Genomic DNA, 16,995 nt, shown 5'->3' with positions numbered 1-16,995 from the left:
CGACCTTTTGTAACCGAAAGGTCGGCGATTCTTCGTTGCCGAATAAGGGAACGGAAAAGGAAAAATTATGTTAGCGGAAGAGTTGATAAGCCCCAAGCGGGAGCTATCCGAAATGCTGAATTTTGTTCGCGGCGGCGGTAAGGCGTCGGCTTTCGGCATGCGCGAATTCGGCAAAATGATTGCGGCGGCGGTTTTAGGACGCTTCGTGTATGTGTGCGCCGACATATCTTCCGCGCGTAACGCCGAAGAGGAGTTTTCCGCGTTAGGACTGAAAACCGCGTTTATGCCGCAAAAAGACGACATGCTTTCTTGCGCGGTGAGTAGGTCGAAAGACAACGATTTTTCCCGCCTATCCGCCGCCGCGTCGTTTCTTGCGGGAAACGCCGACGTACTCGTTGCAACGAGCGCCGCGCTTATAGAACTTTTCCCGCCAAAAAAAGAATTTCTCGGCGGAGCGCTTAAAATCGAAAGGGGCAAAGAATACGATTTAAACGCGCTTAGCGGCAAACTTTCCCGTCTCGGCTACGAGCGTTGCGAACAGGTTACGGCGCGCGGAGAATTCGCTGTGCGCGGCGACATTTTAGACGTATGGAGCATAGGCGACGAACGCAGCGTTAGAATAGAGTTTTTCGGCGACGAAGCGGAATCGGTGCGCGCGTTCGACCCGTCGGAACAAACGGCTCGCGTCTCGCTTGACGTTGCGCGCATATTTCCCGCGACCGACGTGTTCGTTCCCTTAGGCGAAGAAAGGAAAATAACGAATAAACTTTCGGCAAAGGATAAGTCGCAAAGACTTGAATCGGTTGCGAGCGTAACCGAACTTATGTTTTGCGAGGGCGACCGCTCGGCGCGTTTTTCGTTCTTATTGCCGCTTTGCCCGCATGAGAGCTTCGGTGAATTTTTTAACGGCGAAATAGTTGTTTTCGACGATGCCAAAAGCGTTGCCGACAATGTGACGGTATTGCGCAGCGAACACCTTGCTCGGTTTAAAAGTTTGCTTTCGGGCGGCGACACTTTTTTGTTTTGCGAAAAGTCCCTTTACGACTGCGCGCAAACAGACTGCGGCGCGGGGCTTTTGGCTTTTCACCGCGTGAACGGAAACAACAGGCTGTTCAACCCCGAAAAACTGTTTAATTTTAAATCTGCGGATATTCCCGACTATTCGCGCGACCTTCCCGCGTTTGCCGCCGATGTTGAAATGTGGACGCGCAGGGGATATTCGGTTAGCGTAATGTGCGGTTCGAGCGCCGCGCGCGAAAAATTGCGCGACATGTTTTCCGAACTCGGCAAAGGCGGCGGCGCGAAACTTTTCGACGAATTTTTGCCGCACGGCGGAACTTTTTTCGAAAGCGACGCCGTTGTTGTGGGCACGCTCGACATAGGGAAGCGCACGGCTAAAAAGGTTATTAAGCGCACGGGGCGCGACGCGTTCGTGCTGCCCGAAGTGGGCGACTACGTTGTGCACCGCGTGCACGGCATAGGATTGTGCGAAAATATATGCAGGTTAAATTTGAGCGGAAGCGAGCGCGACTATGTTGTTGTGGTGTATGCGGGCGGCGACAGGCTGTATTTGCCTATCGAGAATATAGACAGCCTCAGCAAACTTGTTGCGAGCGAGCATCCTAAGCTGAGCAAAATAGGCGGCGCGGAATTTGCGCGTCTGTGCGAAAAAGTTAAGCGTTCGGTAAAAGACATGGCGCTCGGGCTTGTGGAGCTTTACGCCAAGCGAGCCGAAGCTAAGGGGCACGTCTATTCGCAAGACGATTCGCTTTTAGACGAATTTTGCGCGGATTTTCCTTACAGCGAAACCGAAGACCAACTGATTGCCACGCGCGACGGACTTGCCGACCTTAAAGCGGGCAAAATTATGGACAGGCTGTTGTGCGGCGACGTAGGGTTCGGCAAAACCGAAGTGGCAATGAGGCTTGCGTTTAAAGTGATTTGCGAAGGCAAACAGGTGGCGTTCGTGTCGCCGACTACCATTCTTTCGAACCAGCACTACGAAACCGTGCGCGAGAGAATGGAAAAGTTCGGCATAAAGGTTGCGAGCTTAACCCGAATGAATTCGCAAGCTCAAATAAAAGAGGCGCTCGGCGGGTTGAAAAGCGGAAAAACGGATATAGTTTGCGGAACTCACCGCGTTTTGAGCAACGACGTTGAGTTTGCCGATTTGGGGCTTTTGATACTCGACGAAGAACAGCGTTTCGGCGTTGCCGACAAAGAGAAAATCAAAAAACTCAAAGTGAACGTAAACGTGTTGAGTTTGTCCGCAACTCCCATTCCGCGAACGCTTCATATGTCTATGACGGGCATACGCGACATATCGGTGCTCGACACTCCGCCCGCCGACCGACTGCCCGTTCAAACGTTCGTAACCGAATACAGCGAGGCTCTCGTTGCCGACGCAATCAACCGAGAAATAGGCAGGGGCGGGCAGGTGTTCGTGGTGTATAACCGCGTCGCCGACATAGACCGTTTTGCCGCGTCGGTGCTTTCGCTTGTTCCCGAAGCGAAAGTGCGCGTTGCTCACGGGCAGATGGACGAAGGCGCGCTCGGGCGTGTTATAGAAGAATTTGCGGCGGGCAACGCCGACGTGCTTGTGGCGTCTACAATAATAGAAAACGGAATAGACATGCCGCGAGCGAACACTATGCTCGTTGTGGATTCCGACAGGCTCGGTCTGTCGCAAATGTATCAACTGCGAGGCAGGGTAGGCAGAAGCAATCGCCTTGCCTATGTATATTTTACTTACGAGCCGTCGAAAATACTCAGCGAGGCTGCGTATAAACGGCTTGACGCTATTACTCAGTTCACCGAATTGAGCAGCGGTTTTAAAATAGCTATGCGCGACCTTGAAATTCGCGGCGCGGGAAATATTCTCGGCAAAGAACAGCACGGGCATATAGAAAAAGTGGGCTACGACATGTATTGCAAAATTTTGCAGTCTGCCGTAAACGAGCTTCGCGGCGAAAAAGCGGCGGCGGAGAAAAACGACGTTGTGGTTACTTGCGATTTCAACGCGTTCGTTCCCGAAAGTTACGTTGCCGACAAAGATTGGCGAGTTAGGTTGTACGCACGCATAGCTAAGCTTTCGAGCGAGAGCGATTGCCGCAGTTTGCTATCGGACGTCGCCGATATATACGGCGCGCCGCCTCAGCCTACCGTGAACCTTGTTCGTTTGGCGCTAATCAAAAATCTTGCGGCAAAAGCGGGAGCGGCAAGCGTGAACATTCGTTCGAATGCGGCGCAGCTTACGTTTTCGTCGGTTAAAGATTTGCCCGACTACGTTTCGGCTTATATCGCAACGGGAAAAGGAGTGTCTTTTTCGGCGAAAGACGTGCGCGTGAAATTCACAGGACGGGACGCAACCGAAGAGCTTACGAAATTTTTGGTTGATTGTGGCAAAAAGTAAGCTTATTTAATTGATTTTTCCCGACGTTTCCTGTATAATTAGAGTTGATACTCGAAAAGTGTCATAATTTTTTCGACTCACTCGGAGGGTTTAACATATATATGCGAAAAAGAGTTGTAGCGTTGATTCTCGGCATACTGATGAGCTGTTCCTTGTTCGCGGGGTGCTCGCTTATAGAGCATAACGACGATAAAGACGCCCGTCAGGTAATTGCCGTTATAAATTCGATAGAAGACACGTCGAACGGCGTAAAATACACGAGCGAAACCAAATATATTTACAAGAGCGACCTTATCCGTTCTATGAACACTTACGCTCAGCAATATATGACGAATTACAATTTGTCGTTAAAACAAGCCGCCGAGCGTTTGCTCGACGAACTTATAACGCGCGAGCTGTTGCTAATAGAAGCCGACAGGATAGAAAAGCAAGGGCTTATAGAATGGACGCAGAAAGACACCAACGAGCAAATACGTAACATTTATTCAACTGTTGACAGTCAGCTTCAAACTATTCGCAAAGAAATTCTCGGCGACTACGACGAGTCCGCTCCGAGCGACGACGAAGAGGAGAGTTCTTCCACGACTTACCCCGTGCCCGAAACGGAAAAAGACGAGGACGACAAGTCGGACTACGAGCTCGATAAATTCGGCAACATTCAATATACCGTTAAAAAAGACAAGGACGGAAACGTAGTGCAGGAGCAAGCTGTGGATTCCAACGGCTACCCCATGTACGAAAAGAAAAAAGACGAAGACGGCAACGAGGTGGACGACCTTACGAAACCTATTATGGTTGACGTTATGGTTCCCGTTTATAAAAACTGGTACGAAGAGTTAAAGAAGGACGAAAGCAAGTGGCCGGGAACGCGTGGCACCGAAGAGCAAAAGAGCTTAGACCGCGAGGCTGTGCGTCGTTTCGTTTCTTTAATTAAAGAACTTGCCGATTCCGATATTAAAGCCACAAAGGAAGACAAGAAGAAGTTTGCCGACGATTTGAAAAAAATCAACGACGTTATCGGCAACAAGGGCGCCGAATACGTTTATCCCATGCTCGGCGAAACTTATATTATGGAATACCTTGTTGGCGAATCGGCTCATCAAAGCATTCTTATAAACAAATTGCGCGATTATATTGTGGGTGACGTTGAAGTTACCGACGAGGAAGTTGTAGACGCGTATACGAAACAGCTTACTTATCAGGTTGAAACTTTCACAAACGACCAAAGCGCGTATCAAACCGCTTTGTCGGAAGGCAACACAACTATGCTTTATATGCGCGACGACAGTTATTTTTACGTTAAGCATATTTTGCTTCCGTTCTCCGAAAAGCAGACTGCCGCGCTTACCGCTTATAAGAACGACCCTAAGAATGCCGGCAAAGATTACAGGATTATGCGCGACACCCAAATGGTGAACGAAACCGTTGTATACGCCCATGTGAACGGCGAAAACGATTTGAGTAATCCTAAAACCGTAAACGAAGTGTTCGACGAAATATACGGAGCTATGGCGCTTGTTGCAAGCAATCCCAAAGAGGCTGAACGTAAGTTCGACGAGTTGACCTATAAGTATAACACCGATACGGGCGCGTTCGGCTACGGAAAGGCGTATGCCGTTAAACGCAACGACGACGAAGGGCATTCCGGCTATATGGAAGAGTTCTACGACGGCGCGATAAAACTTTACGACGAACACAAGGTGGGTGAGGTATTGCCCGAAATCGTTGTTACCGACTACGGCGTGCATATTATGTATTTCTCGCAAGCGGTGGTTCCCGGAACGATACGCACGCTCAACGATTACCTTACGCCCGGCGCGTATAAAACTGTGCGCGAGTCGTTTGCCGAAGTTATTCGCTCCACCAAAGAGAACAACGCTTTCACGTCGTGGCAAAACGAACGTATAACTTATTACAGAGAAAAGCCCGGCACTGTTAAAACTTACGAAAAGCGTTACAAGAGCTTATACGAAGACTAACGGTGCGGCGGACTGCGCTTCAACCAAAATACCGAATATAAAGAATTTACTTTCGCGGAACTATGCGAAATAACTTACGCAGTCGAGTGTTTTTTCGACTGCGTTTCGTTTAAACAGGGAGAAATAAAAAGTGATTTCCGAGCTTGCGAAAAAACTTGTGCCTTATGTTGCGGGAGAACAACCGCACGACAAAAGCTACGTTAAACTGAACACTAACGAAAATCCGTATTCGCCGTCGCCTGAGGTGGCGAAAGCAATCGCGGCTTTCGACGCGGCGCGTTTAAAATTGTATCCCGACCCCGACTGCACCGCGCTCCGCGACGCGATAGCGAAAAAAGAAGGAGTTGAAAGGGAAAACGTTTTTGTGGGTAACGGAAGCGACGAAGTGCTCGGATTTGCTTTTTTGGCGCTCTTTAATAAAGACGCGCCCGTAAAATTTGCCGACGTGACATACAGCTTTTACCCCGTTTATTGCGAGCTTTTCGGATTGCCTTACGAAAAAGTGCCGCTTACCGACAATTATATACTGAACAGGCAAGGTTATGCGGATTGCGGCGGAGCTGTGTTTGCAAACCCTAACGCCCCTACGGGAATTTGGGAGGATGTGTCGGAATACGCGAATAAAAATTTTCCCGTTATTATCGACGAAGCGTATATAGACTTTTCGGGAAAGGAGAGTTTGGCAAAATCGGCGGCAAAAAGCGCCAACGCCGTAACGGTTAAAACTTTTTCCAAAAGTTACGGACTTGCGGGAATGCGTTGCGGCTACGCGGTGGCAAGCGCCGAAAACATAGAGGGAATAAATCGCGTTAAAAACGGATTCAACAGTTATTCTGTGAACGCGCTCACGCAGACGGCGGCGCTCGCGGCAATCCGCGACGAAGAATATCATAAGAGCACCGTAAAAAAGGTTATAGGAACGCGGGGCAAACTTATTGCGCGTCTTAAAGAAATGGGATATGCTTGCTTAAATTCGAGCGCTAATTTCGTGCTTGCGACAACGCCCGACGGAAACGGCGGTCGCGTTTACGAGTATTTGAAAGAGAACGGCGTTTTGGTACGCTTTTTCGACGCGCCGCGTTTGCGCGACAAACTTAGAATTACGGTCGGGACCGACGAAGAAGCGGAAAAGTTGATTTCGGCGCTTAAACGCATGTAAAAACGCGCTTAAATCGCGGCGAAAAAATCCGACGCTTTTCGGCATTATTTCGCATTTTGCACACAGCGAAGCCGTGCTATACTGTTCTTTTCGGAGGACGGCAGTAAATGAGAACAGAGGATTTTGCGACGAAAGCTTTTCCGTTTGAAAAAAGCGTAGAATGCGAATGCGGCGGACATTCGCTTATAACGCGGGTGGCGGAGGGCGACGGAATCGCCGAAATTGCGGGCATGTTGCCCAAAGGCTCGGTGGCGGCGGTAATTGCCGAAAGCGAAGATTTTACCCGCGATTTTATGCGCGCGCTCAGAAGGCAAGGGGTGGCAACAAGGTTTATACTATCCGAAACCGACGAGCGTAAATTAAGGATAGAAGATGTGGGCGACGAGGTGAGGCTGTTTATAGCCTACGGCGGCGAGCGCGAAGCCGATTGCGCCAAACGTTACGGAAAATTGCGTGGATTGCCCGTTTTTGTGTGCGTTTGTTCGCCCGACGCCGTTACCGTTCTCGACGGTTATTGCGAACTTTGGGACGGCGACGTGCTTGTGCTGAAAGAGGGAGCCGTTCCCGTAGGCGCGGCGCTTGCGCGCGATAAGCTTTACGGCTCGCATAATTTGCCGTCGGCGTTCGGCGGAATTTGCGCGGTTGCGGCGGGGCTGTTCGACCGCGAGGCTTACGCTCGCGCGACGGGAAAAACGCGTTGCGCGGTTGTGAGGGAAGCGGCGTTCGACCTGCTTTATGCCGCGCTCGACGTTGCGGCGCGAAAAGAACGCGCCGGCGCGGATTTGCCGTTCGCTCTTGCCGAAATAGCTTTAAAGCTGTCGCTTTTGGCGCAAGCCGACGGCGGTTGTTGGGTGCGCGGCGCCGCCGACGAGTGCGCTCGGGCGGCAAGCTCTCTTTTCAGGCGCGAAGAAAGGCGCAGGCTTACGCGCGGAGAATTTGCGTACGTTTTCGGCGCGGTGCTATCAAACGTATATCGGGAATTTGCGCGTATGCCGCGAGCTTTCACTCCTCCGCCCGACAATAACCTAAGAGCGGAGAGAATAAGCGAGTATTTCGGAATAGACGAGCTTGCGTCGGCTAAGCTTGCCGTAGGCAGAATGAAAAACGTGGGGCTTGCGGCATATCGAGTGCACGAATACGGCGAAGAACTTTGCGAAATTGCCGAAGAATCGGCGCGCGTGTTTGCCGACGCGAAACGTCGTTTTAAGCGTATGTATCCGGACGATGGTTACGGGCTTACAAGCGTTATAGACGCGTCCGACGTTAAAACGGTTATCGCGCTCGCGCCCGACTTGTATCCCGTGCGCGGCAGCGCCCTAACTCTTATGCGTGAATTCGGACTTTTGGAAAGATATTTATAAAAACAAAGATAAAGGCATAAAAGAGAATAAAAACCGAAACAATGGAAAATAAAAATATAAAATTGTTGAAAATAGTATAATTAAAAAGCAAAAAGCGGAAAAACGAAGAAAACAGAAGAAAAACGGAGAAAAACGAATGAATTTGGAATGTGTGCAATGTTTTATGTTCGACCTCGACGGAACTGTTTGGCTATCCGACACTTTGTTGCCCCGTGCCAAAGAAACTCTCGATTTTCTTCGTGCGCGCGGCAAGGTTATGTATTTAACTAACAATGCGTCGGTGTCGCGAGAAAAATACGTTGAAAAGCTCGCGCGGCTTTCCATTCCCGCTTCGGTTTACGACGTATATACTTCCGCGACTGCGGCAATCGACTACATAAACGCGAACATGAAAGGGGCGCGCGTTTATGTTTTCGGCACAACCGACCTCGTGCAAGAGGCGAGAGACGGCGGCGTGAACGTGTGCGAAAAAGAGCCCGAGCTAATCTTGCTTGGCTTTAAAACCGATTTGAATTTTAACGACCTTTCCGCGCTGTGTACCGCTATTCGCAACGGCGTGCCGTATGTGGCTACCCACGCCGACCCGTTTTGCCCCGTTGAGGGCGGAATAATTCCCGATGCTGGCGCTTTCATTTCTTTAATACAAACGGCGACGGGCAAAAAACCGCTTGCCGTGTGCGGCAAGCCTTACGAACCTATGCTCGCGGGCGCCGTTAAAGCGTGCGGAACGGAGGCGAAATATTGCGCAATGGTGGGCGACAGACTTTCCACCGATATGGAATTCGCAATGCGTGGAGGAATGACGAGCGTTTTGGTGCTTACGGGCGACGCAACGAAAGCCGACGCGGAAAAATACCGACGAGCGCCCGACTACGTTTTTAACGACATAGGCGAGTTCGGCGACGCTGTTAAAAGCCGTTGCCGAAAAATTTAATACAATTTTAATCTTATGCTAATTGCCTTAAAATGACGGTATTTTATTATATTAGTGAAACGCAAGAGCGTGAAGAAGGTTTGCGCACCGAAGCTTCGATTGCAAGCGCGAGAGCGTCGGCAATTTCGGCGGCGAGGGCGTAAACGAGCCCGAGCCTAACCGAATATAAGTTGTCGGAACTTCCCGTTGTAACGGTTGCGGTAATGCTCACGTCGCCCACCTTAGGTAGCGACTTTCCGCAGGCAAGGCCCGGACGCAAACTTCCTTTTTTAACTCGCACGGTGCCGAGTTCGTCTATTTCGCCCACGCAAGAATCCACCGCTATAATTTTGCGACCCGCGTAAGAGCGCTTAATGGTTAGAACGGCGTCGGCAAGGTTGAGGGCGGTTATAGGCTCTTTAAGGGTGCCGAGCACTGCGCAGTCGTGAAGTCGGGAAGAAAGCATGTGTCCAACAAGCGGACCTATGCAGTCGCCCGTAACGCGGTCGGAACCTATGCACAGCACAACGGGCGGACGGCGCAGAGAGCCGAGCGCGTCGCATAAGTCGGCGGCGGTTCGGTTGGGGCTAATAGGTTTAACGTTTTCTTTTCTCATACGGGTGGATTGTTGCCCGTATACGAAGCCTTTATACGTTTAAAAAACGAAAATAAGGCAATATTTATTTTTAAAGTTCAGTGCCGCTTTTGCGGCGGGAGGTTGCCTTTTTATGTCGTGGCTCGATTTGGCAATAATAGGTATAGTGGTGCTCGGCGCTTTATTAGGTTTATGGCGCGGGTTCTTTAAGTCGGTAATTTCGTTGTTCGGCTGGCTCGTGTCGTTTATTATAGCGTTTTTTATCACAAAGCCGATAGTGGGCGCTCTGTTAGACGCCGAAAAGGTGAAGAACTTTGTTGTTGGCGACGGAAGCGGGTGGTCGCTTTATAGCTGGATATACCGCAGTTTGCCCGACCTTTCGAGCGGCTTTTGGAGCAAGCTCTTAAAATCGCTTATAAGCGTTGCCACCGACGTTGCTGCGAGCGGCAACGGCGACGTGAACACAAACGTTGCTTTAATGCTTGCGAACGGCGTGTTCAGCGTAATCGTATGTTTGGGGATTTTTATCGTTATACGTTTTCTGTTGTTGCTGTTTACAATGTTCGCCAACGCAATGACGAAAGATAAGCTTACGGGAGCCGCCAACCGTCTGTTCGGTTTGGTAATCGGAGCGGTTAAAGGCGTGGGCTTTGTGTGCGTTATTATGGTTCTCATGACTTTTCTTATGGGCGTCGGCTTTATGGCGCCTGTGCGCGAGCAGCTCGATAAAAGCGTTATAGGCGCACCGCTGTATAAACAAATTTCCCGAGCAACCGACAGCGTGATTTCGGGCGGAAAGAACAGGCTTGAAACTTTGCTCAGAATTTGGGCGCGCGGCAACGAAAACACCGACGGCGACAACGAAAACAACGGCGGAAATAACGGTGAAACGGAAGAAAAGCCGTATGTGGGCGAATACAGCTTCACCGAGATGAGCAACAATGACGAACTCACTTATAAGCTCGAACTTAAAGCCGACGGAACTTTCAGTTTGAAAACTTACGTTGACGGAGTGCCCGACGCGAGAGAACAACACGGAAACTATACGGTCGGCGGCGAAAACGTTACGCTCAGCTTTTCGGACGGAGACGAAGACACCGTTATTTTAGGCGACGGATGGATTTATATGTGGGAACAGTTCTTCACAAAACCGGGAGTAACTCCTCCCGCCGAAATTGAAAACGGCGGCGAAGAAAAACCGCCTGTTCCCGAAAACGAACCCGTTCTTCCCGCAAGACTTGTGTTCGCTCTGTAAAAACTATATTTAGCAAATTAAAAACGCGACTGTTTTAAGTCGCGTTTTTTGTTTGCGTTCATCTTTTAAACGGCAAAAAGTCCTCGTCGTCGTTCTTGTCGTATATAAAGTCGGCGCCGGGAATACCCGCGCGATAAATGGCGTCCTCGCCGTATTTTTTGCGGATTGCGTCTATTGCTTTTTCGAGATTTTCGCTTTTCAACGATTTTTGTTCGTCGAACATTCCCATCTGAACGGCGTCTACCGAAGTTAAGTCGAATACGCTTACGGTGATTGTTCGCAGCGCGACGTCTTCGTGCCAATTAGAGTGCAACAGTTCGAACGCGGCGGCGCGAATGTCGGCGCTCGAACACGTTGCGGAGCTAAGCGGTTTTTGGCGAGTAAGGTGTTTTAAATCGTAGCTTCTTAGCCCCAAAGCAACGCCGCTTCCCCTTAGCGAAGCCTTTCTCAATCTGTGCGCCACTTTGTCGGCAAGATAAGTTATTAGCGCTTCGGCGTCGGCATAGCAAACGAGGTCGCGCGTTGCGGTCATGCCGTGCCCCATAGATTTTTCTTCCCGATTTGCAACGTATTCGCGCACGGGCTCGTCGTCGTTGCCGTTGGCGTACCCGTGCAGTTTTTCGCCCACTATTCCGAAATGCGATTTAAGCAGTTTTACGTCGGCGGCGGCGAGGTCGCCCACTGTGAAAATATTTAATTTTCCGAGTTTTTCCGCCGTTCGTTTTCCCACCATAAGCATATCCGACACCGGCAAAGGCCACAAAATCTTTTTATAAGTCACGCGGGTTACAACCGTTGTCGCGTCGGGCTTTTTTAAGTCGCTTGCCATTTTAGCGAAAACTTTGTTAAAGCTAACGCCCGCGCTGCACGTAAGACCCGTTTCGCGCTTAATCGCTTCGCGCACGCTGTCGGCAATGTTTTTGCCCGTTCCGAATATTTTAGTGGATGCGGTAACGTCTAACCAACACTCGTCGGGTCCGAACGGCTCAACTTGGCTTGTAAAGCGGGTGTATACTTCGAACGCGAGGCGGGAATAGCGCATGTATTCCGAAAAGTGCGGCGGCACGCATTTTAGAGCGGGTTCTTTTTGAAGCGCCTGCCAAATCGTGTCGCCCGTTTTTATTCCTTTTTTCTTTGCGAGTTCGTTTTTAGCTAAAATAACTCCGTGCCGCTTGTCGGGATTTCCCGCCACCGCGAGCGGAAGCTCTCTCCACTCGGGATGTTCCACGCACTCTACCGACGCGTAAAAATTATTTAGGTCGCAATGCAAAATAAGTCTGTCCGACGGCGTTACCATGAAAATAGTATAACACATAACGAAAAAATTTTCAAGGGGCGAACCTGTACGAAATTGTAAGTTTCTTTTAGTTTTTCAAGCGTATTCAGCGCTTGCGAATTTTTTGCGGTTGTGGTAAAATAAGCTTATGGATTTTAAGTTATGCGCGCCGTATGCCCCTACGGGCGACCAACCCGAAGCTATCGACAAATTGTGCGAAGGGCTGCGCGACGGACTTCGTAGCCAAGTGCTGTTGGGAGTTACGGGAAGCGGCAAAACCTACACTATGGCGAACGTTATAGCGAGAATGGGGCGTCCCGCTCTTGTGCTTGCTCACAACAAAATACTTGCAGCTCAGCTTTGCAACGAGTTCCGCGAGTTTTTTCCGCATAACAGAGTGGAATTTTTCGTGTCGTATTACGACTACTACCAACCCGAAGCCTACATTGCGTCTACCGACACATACATCGAAAAAGACATGCAAATAAACGACGAAATAGACAAGCTTCGCCACAGCGCCACTTGCTCGCTTTACGAAAGGCGCGACACTTTGGTGGTGGCGTCGGTTTCGTGCATATACGGTTTGGGCGCGCCCGAACAATATTATAAGCTTGCGGTTTCGTTGCGTCCCGGCGACGCAATAGGGCGCGACGAGCTTATACGCCGTTTGGTGGGAATAAATTACAAGCGCAACGACACGGCGGCGGAGCGCACGAATTTCAGAGTTAAAGGCGACACGGTAGACATATTTATAGCGTCGTCGAGCGAACTGGGGGTGCGCGTCGAATTTTTCGGCGACGAAATAGAAAGCCTCGGCGAGTTTGAAATTGTTTCGGGGCGAGTGGTGAACAGATTGAAGCACGCGGCGATATTTCCCGCAAGCCACTATGCCGTAGAGCAAGACATATTAAACCGAGCGCTTGCACAAATAGAGCGCGACATGGAAGAGCAGGTTAAATTTTTTACCGATTCGGGAAAACTTATAGAAGCGCAACGAATAGGGCAACGCGTGAAATACGACATGGAAATGATGCGCGAAATGGGATACTGCACGGGCATAGAAAACTATTCGCGCTATTTCGACGGGCGCGTTACGGGACAACCTCCGTTTACTTTGCTCGATTATTTCCCGCGCGACTTTTTGCTGTTCGTAGACGAAAGCCACATGACTCTTCCGCAGGTTCGCGCAATGAACGCGGGCGACAGGAGCCGAAAGCAAAGCCTTGTTGACTACGGATTCAGGCTTCCCGCCGCCTACGACAACCGTCCGCTCACGTTCGACGAATTTAACGCGCGAATAGGGCAAACGGTTTACGTTTCGGCTACGCCCGCGCCATACGAGCGCGAAAAGGCGGGCGGGTTTGTTGCCGAACAGATTATTCGCCCCACAGGGCTTTTAGACCCCGAAATAACTGTGAAACCTACGGAAGGGCAAATAGACGATTTGCTTTCCGAAATAAAGAGCACTGTGGAAAAAGGCGGCAGGATTTTGGTTACTACGCTTACTAAGCGAATGGCGGAAAGTTTAACCGACTATCTTGCCGACCACAGCGTTCGGGTGAACTATTTACATTCCGACATAGGAACTATGGAGCGCATACAAATCGTTAATTCGTTGCGAGCGGGCGATTTCGACGTTCTCGTGGGAATAAACCTTTTAAGAGAGGGACTCGATATTCCCGAAGTGCGGCTTGTTGCTATTCTCGACGCCGACAAAGAGGGCTTTTTGCGAAGCGAATCCGCTTTGATTCAAACGGTGGGCAGAGCCGCGCGCAACAGCGAAGGGCGGGTTATTATGTATGCCGACACGCTTACGGGTTCTATGGAACGGGCGATAGGGGAAACCGAGCGGCGCAGACAAAAGCAAAAGGAATATAACGAGCGCAACGGCATAATTCCCAAAACCATAGTTAAGCCCATTACCAACACTTTGGAAATATCGCAAAAAGAAGAGGAGAAAATAGACGAGGAGGACATTCCCCGCCAAATCGACAAGCTCCGCAGCTTGATGAGCGTGGCTTCGTCGTCGCTCGATTTCGAAACCGCCATTAGGTTGCGCGACAGAATAACGGAGCTCAGAAGGCTGCAAGATAATATTAAGAGAGCGAAGAAGTAAAAGTTTTGACGACAGTGGAAAAATACGAAAGGAACTTACAATGGAAAATATAGTAATTAAAGGCGCGAATGAAAACAATTTGAAAAACGTTGACATAACGTTGCCGCGCAACAAGCTTATTGTGTTTACCGGGCTTAGCGGAAGCGGCAAAACGAGCCTTGCGTTCGACACGATATTTGCGGAAGGACAAAGGCGTTATGTCGAATCGCTTTCAAGCTACGCCCGTCAGTTTTTGGGGCAAATGGATAAGCCCGACGTTGAAAGTATAGACGGATTGAGCCCCGCAATATCAATCGACCAAAAAACGACGGCGCGCAATCCGCGCTCAACCGTTGGCACCGTTACCGAAATATACGATTATTTGCGCTTGTTATACGCCCGTTTGGGCGAGGCTCATTGCCCCAAGTGCGGCAAGAAAATAGAACAGCAGTCTATAGACCAAATAGCCGACGCTATAACGGCATATCCCGAAGGAAGCAAAATTTTGTTGCTTGCGCCCACCGTGCGCGGCAGAAAAGGCGAATTCGGCAAACTGTTCGAAAGTTACCGAAAACAAGGTTTTTCGCGCGTGTGGGTAGACGGAAACACTTACACGCTCGACGAGGAAATACCTCTCGATAAGCAAGTTAAGCACAACGTAAGCGTTGTGGTTGACCGTCTTGTTATTAAAGAGGGAATAAACAAACGCCTTACCGACAGTTTGGAAACCGCTTTAAAGCTTGCCGAAGGAACGGTTGTTGTGGAATGCGACGGCGAGCAAAGGCTGTTCAACACAAAATACGCGTGCACCGATTGCGGCATATCGCTTGCCGAAATAGAGCCTCGCTTGTTTTCGTTTAACAGCCCGTTCGGAGCGTGCCCCGAATGTTTGGGGCTCGGCTACAAGCAGGCGATAGACCCCGAGCTTATTTACGGCGACGGCTCCAAAAGCTTGCGCGAGGGGGCGCTGACCATAACGGGGTGGAATTTTGACAGCGGCGCGCAAACGCAGTTGTATTTCGAAGGGCTCAGCAAACGTTACGGCTTTTCGCTCGACGTGCCTTTTAAAGATTTGCCCGAAAATATAAAGAACATACTTTTGTACGGCAACGGCGGCGAGAAAATAGAAATGCAGTACAATTCGTACAATTTTAAAGGTAGTTTTAACACTTCGTTCGAAGGTATTGTAACGAATCTTGAAAGGCGCTACCGCGACACGGCTTCCGACTACGTTAAGAGCGACATAGAGCGGTATATGCGCACAAAGCCTTGCGACGCTTGCGGCGGCAGACGTTTGAAAAAAGAGGCTCTTGCGGTAACGCTTTTCGGTAAAAACATAGAGGAAATCGCAAGGCTCAGCATTGTGAACCTACTTGCGTTTATAAGCACGTTTAAATTCACGCAAAGCCGGGATATTATAGCGAAGCCGCTTTTAAAAGAAATTCGCGCCCGTCTCGGCTTTTTGAAAGACGTCGGACTCGGCTATTTAACGCTGTCGCGCGGGGCGGCGACGCTTTCGGGCGGCGAGGCTCAGCGCATACGTCTTGCCACGCAAATAGGTTCGGGGCTTCAAGGCGTGCTTTACATTCTCGACGAGCCGAGCATAGGGCTTCATCAACGCGACAACGAGAAACTTTTGGGCACGCTCACGAAGCTTAGGGATTTGGGAAACACTTTGATAGTTGTGGAGCACGACGAAGAAACCATACGCGCCGCCGACTACGTTGTTGACGTAGGTCCGGGCGCGGGCGTTCACGGCGGCGAAATCGTGGCGGCGGGTAGCATACCCGAAATTATAGCCTCGCCGCGTTCGGTAACGGGAAAATTTTTGAGCGGCGAGCGGAAAATTTGCGTTCCGAGCGAGCGTCGAACTGTTTCCGACAAATTTATAACTCTTTCGGATTGCAAACAAAATAATTTAAAAGGGGTGAACGTAAGATTTCCGTTAGGACTCATAACGGCTGTAACGGGAGTTTCGGGAAGCGGAAAATCCAGCCTTGTGAATCAAATTCTGTATCCCGCAGCGGCGAACGCGGTTATGGGCAGCAGGCTGACGGTTGGCGCGCATAATAAAATAGAGGGGCTCGAAAATATCGACAAAGTAATTTGCATAGACCAAAGCCCGATAGGGCGCACTCCCCGAAGCAATCCCGCGACATATACGGGAGTGTTCGGCGCAATCCGCGAGTTGTTCGCCAAAACGCCGGACGCGCAGGAGCGCGGTTATAAAGCGGGCAGATTCTCGTTTAACGTTAAAGGCGGCAGGTGCGAAAGTTGCAGCGGAGACGGCATTATAAGGGTGGAAATGAACTTCTTGCCCGACGTATACGTTCCGTGCGAAGTTTGCGGCGGCGCGCGCTACAACCGCGAAACTCTAACGGTTAAATACAAAGGAAAGAGCATTGCCGACGTGCTCGACATGACAATCGAGGAGGCGTACTCGTTTTTCGAAAACGTGCCGCAGGTGGCAAATAAAATCCGCACTCTCTACGAGGTCGGACTCGGCTACATTAAAATGGGACAGCCTGCGACCACGCTTTCGGGCGGCGAGGCTCAGCGCGTGAAATTAGCAACGGAGCTAAGCCGTAGGTCCACCTCTCGCACATTGTATATACTCGATGAACCCACAACGGGCTTGCATGTTGCCGACGTTGAAAAACTTATAGTTATTCTCGACCGTTTGGCGAAAGGCGGAAATACGGTGGTTGTTATAGAGCACAACCTCGACGTTATTAAAACCGCCGACTACATTGTGGATTTAGGACCGGAAGGCGGCGACATGGGCGGCAAAATCGTGGCTGCGGGCACGCCTGAAGAGGTTGCGAATAACGCGGCGAGCGTAACGGGCAAATTCCTTAAACCGTTGCTCGAAAGAGGGTATTAAAACCGATTCGACCCTATTCGACTAATATTAAAAATTCAAAAGTCTTTTTAACCTAACTTTAATGGG

The 16,995-nt window shown here is 50.2% G+C and carries 10 protein-coding genes; 8 read left to right on the top strand and 2 right to left on the bottom strand.

Annotation, left to right across the window (positions count from 1 at the left end; genetic code table 11):
• The first annotated feature begins 67 nt into the window (after nucleotides 1-67).
• From mfd to NFR62_RS03485, 5 genes are all read left to right on the top strand, one after another.
• Nucleotides 68-3,412, top strand: a complete 3,345-nt coding sequence (gene mfd, locus NFR62_RS03505; protein ID WP_251614177.1) for a transcription-repair coupling factor — start codon at nucleotides 68-70, stop codon at nucleotides 3,410-3,412.
• 101 nt (nucleotides 3,413-3,513) lie between these two features.
• Nucleotides 3,514-5,391 carry a hypothetical protein gene (locus NFR62_RS03500; RefSeq protein WP_251614174.1) on the top strand — a complete coding sequence of 626 codons (1,878 nt, stop codon included), beginning with the start codon at nucleotides 3,514-3,516 and terminating at the stop codon, nucleotides 5,389-5,391.
• 130 nt (nucleotides 5,392-5,521) lie between these two features.
• On the top strand, nucleotides 5,522-6,550 hold the full coding sequence (locus NFR62_RS03495) for a pyridoxal phosphate-dependent aminotransferase (RefSeq protein ID WP_251614171.1): 1,029 nt from the start codon (nucleotides 5,522-5,524) through the stop codon (nucleotides 6,548-6,550).
• 107 nt (nucleotides 6,551-6,657) lie between these two features.
• On the top strand, nucleotides 6,658-7,911 hold the full coding sequence (locus NFR62_RS03490; protein WP_251614155.1) for a hypothetical protein: 1,254 nt from the start codon (nucleotides 6,658-6,660) through the stop codon (nucleotides 7,909-7,911).
• A gap of 136 nt (nucleotides 7,912-8,047) precedes the next feature.
• Nucleotides 8,048-8,845, top strand: coding sequence for an HAD-IIA family hydrolase (locus NFR62_RS03485; RefSeq protein ID WP_251614152.1), 798 nt, complete (start codon nucleotides 8,048-8,050; stop codon nucleotides 8,843-8,845).
• Between the two features lie 46 nt (nucleotides 8,846-8,891).
• Here the strand turns inward: NFR62_RS03485 and yyaC are convergent, their stop codons facing one another.
• Nucleotides 8,892-9,440: a spore protease YyaC gene (yyaC, locus tag NFR62_RS03480; RefSeq protein ID WP_251614136.1), complete on the bottom strand. Its 549-nt coding sequence runs from the start codon at nucleotides 9,438-9,440 to the stop codon at nucleotides 8,892-8,894.
• Between the two features lie 112 nt (nucleotides 9,441-9,552).
• Between yyaC and NFR62_RS03475 the strand changes: the two genes are divergently transcribed.
• Nucleotides 9,553-10,674: a CvpA family protein gene (locus NFR62_RS03475; protein WP_251614133.1), complete on the top strand. Its 1,122-nt coding sequence runs from the start codon at nucleotides 9,553-9,555 to the stop codon at nucleotides 10,672-10,674.
• A 58-nt stretch (nucleotides 10,675-10,732) separates the two neighbouring features.
• Here the strand turns inward: NFR62_RS03475 and dinB are convergent, their stop codons facing one another.
• On the bottom strand, nucleotides 10,733-11,989 hold the full coding sequence (dinB, locus tag NFR62_RS03470; RefSeq protein WP_251614130.1) for a DNA polymerase IV: 1,257 nt from the start codon (nucleotides 11,987-11,989) through the stop codon (nucleotides 10,733-10,735).
• Nucleotides 11,990-12,098: 109 nt separating this feature from the next.
• Between dinB and uvrB the strand changes: the two genes are divergently transcribed.
• Nucleotides 12,099-14,066, top strand: a complete 1,968-nt coding sequence (uvrB, locus tag NFR62_RS03465; protein WP_251614127.1) for an excinuclease ABC subunit UvrB — start codon at nucleotides 12,099-12,101, stop codon at nucleotides 14,064-14,066.
• A 40-nt stretch (nucleotides 14,067-14,106) separates the two neighbouring features.
• Complete coding sequence (gene uvrA / locus NFR62_RS03460) at nucleotides 14,107-16,929, top strand: excinuclease ABC subunit UvrA (protein WP_251614124.1); 2,823 nt, start codon at nucleotides 14,107-14,109, stop codon at nucleotides 16,927-16,929.
• The last annotated feature ends 66 nt before the right edge of the window (nucleotides 16,930-16,995 follow it).

It is taken from the genome of Pumilibacter muris, from assembly GCF_943193045.1.
GTDB classification, from domain to species: Bacteria; Bacillota; Clostridia; order Christensenellales; family Pumilibacteraceae; genus Pumilibacter; species Pumilibacter muris.
Note: the sequence above shows the minus strand (reverse complement) of the source record. Positions and strands in the feature narration are given on the sequence as shown.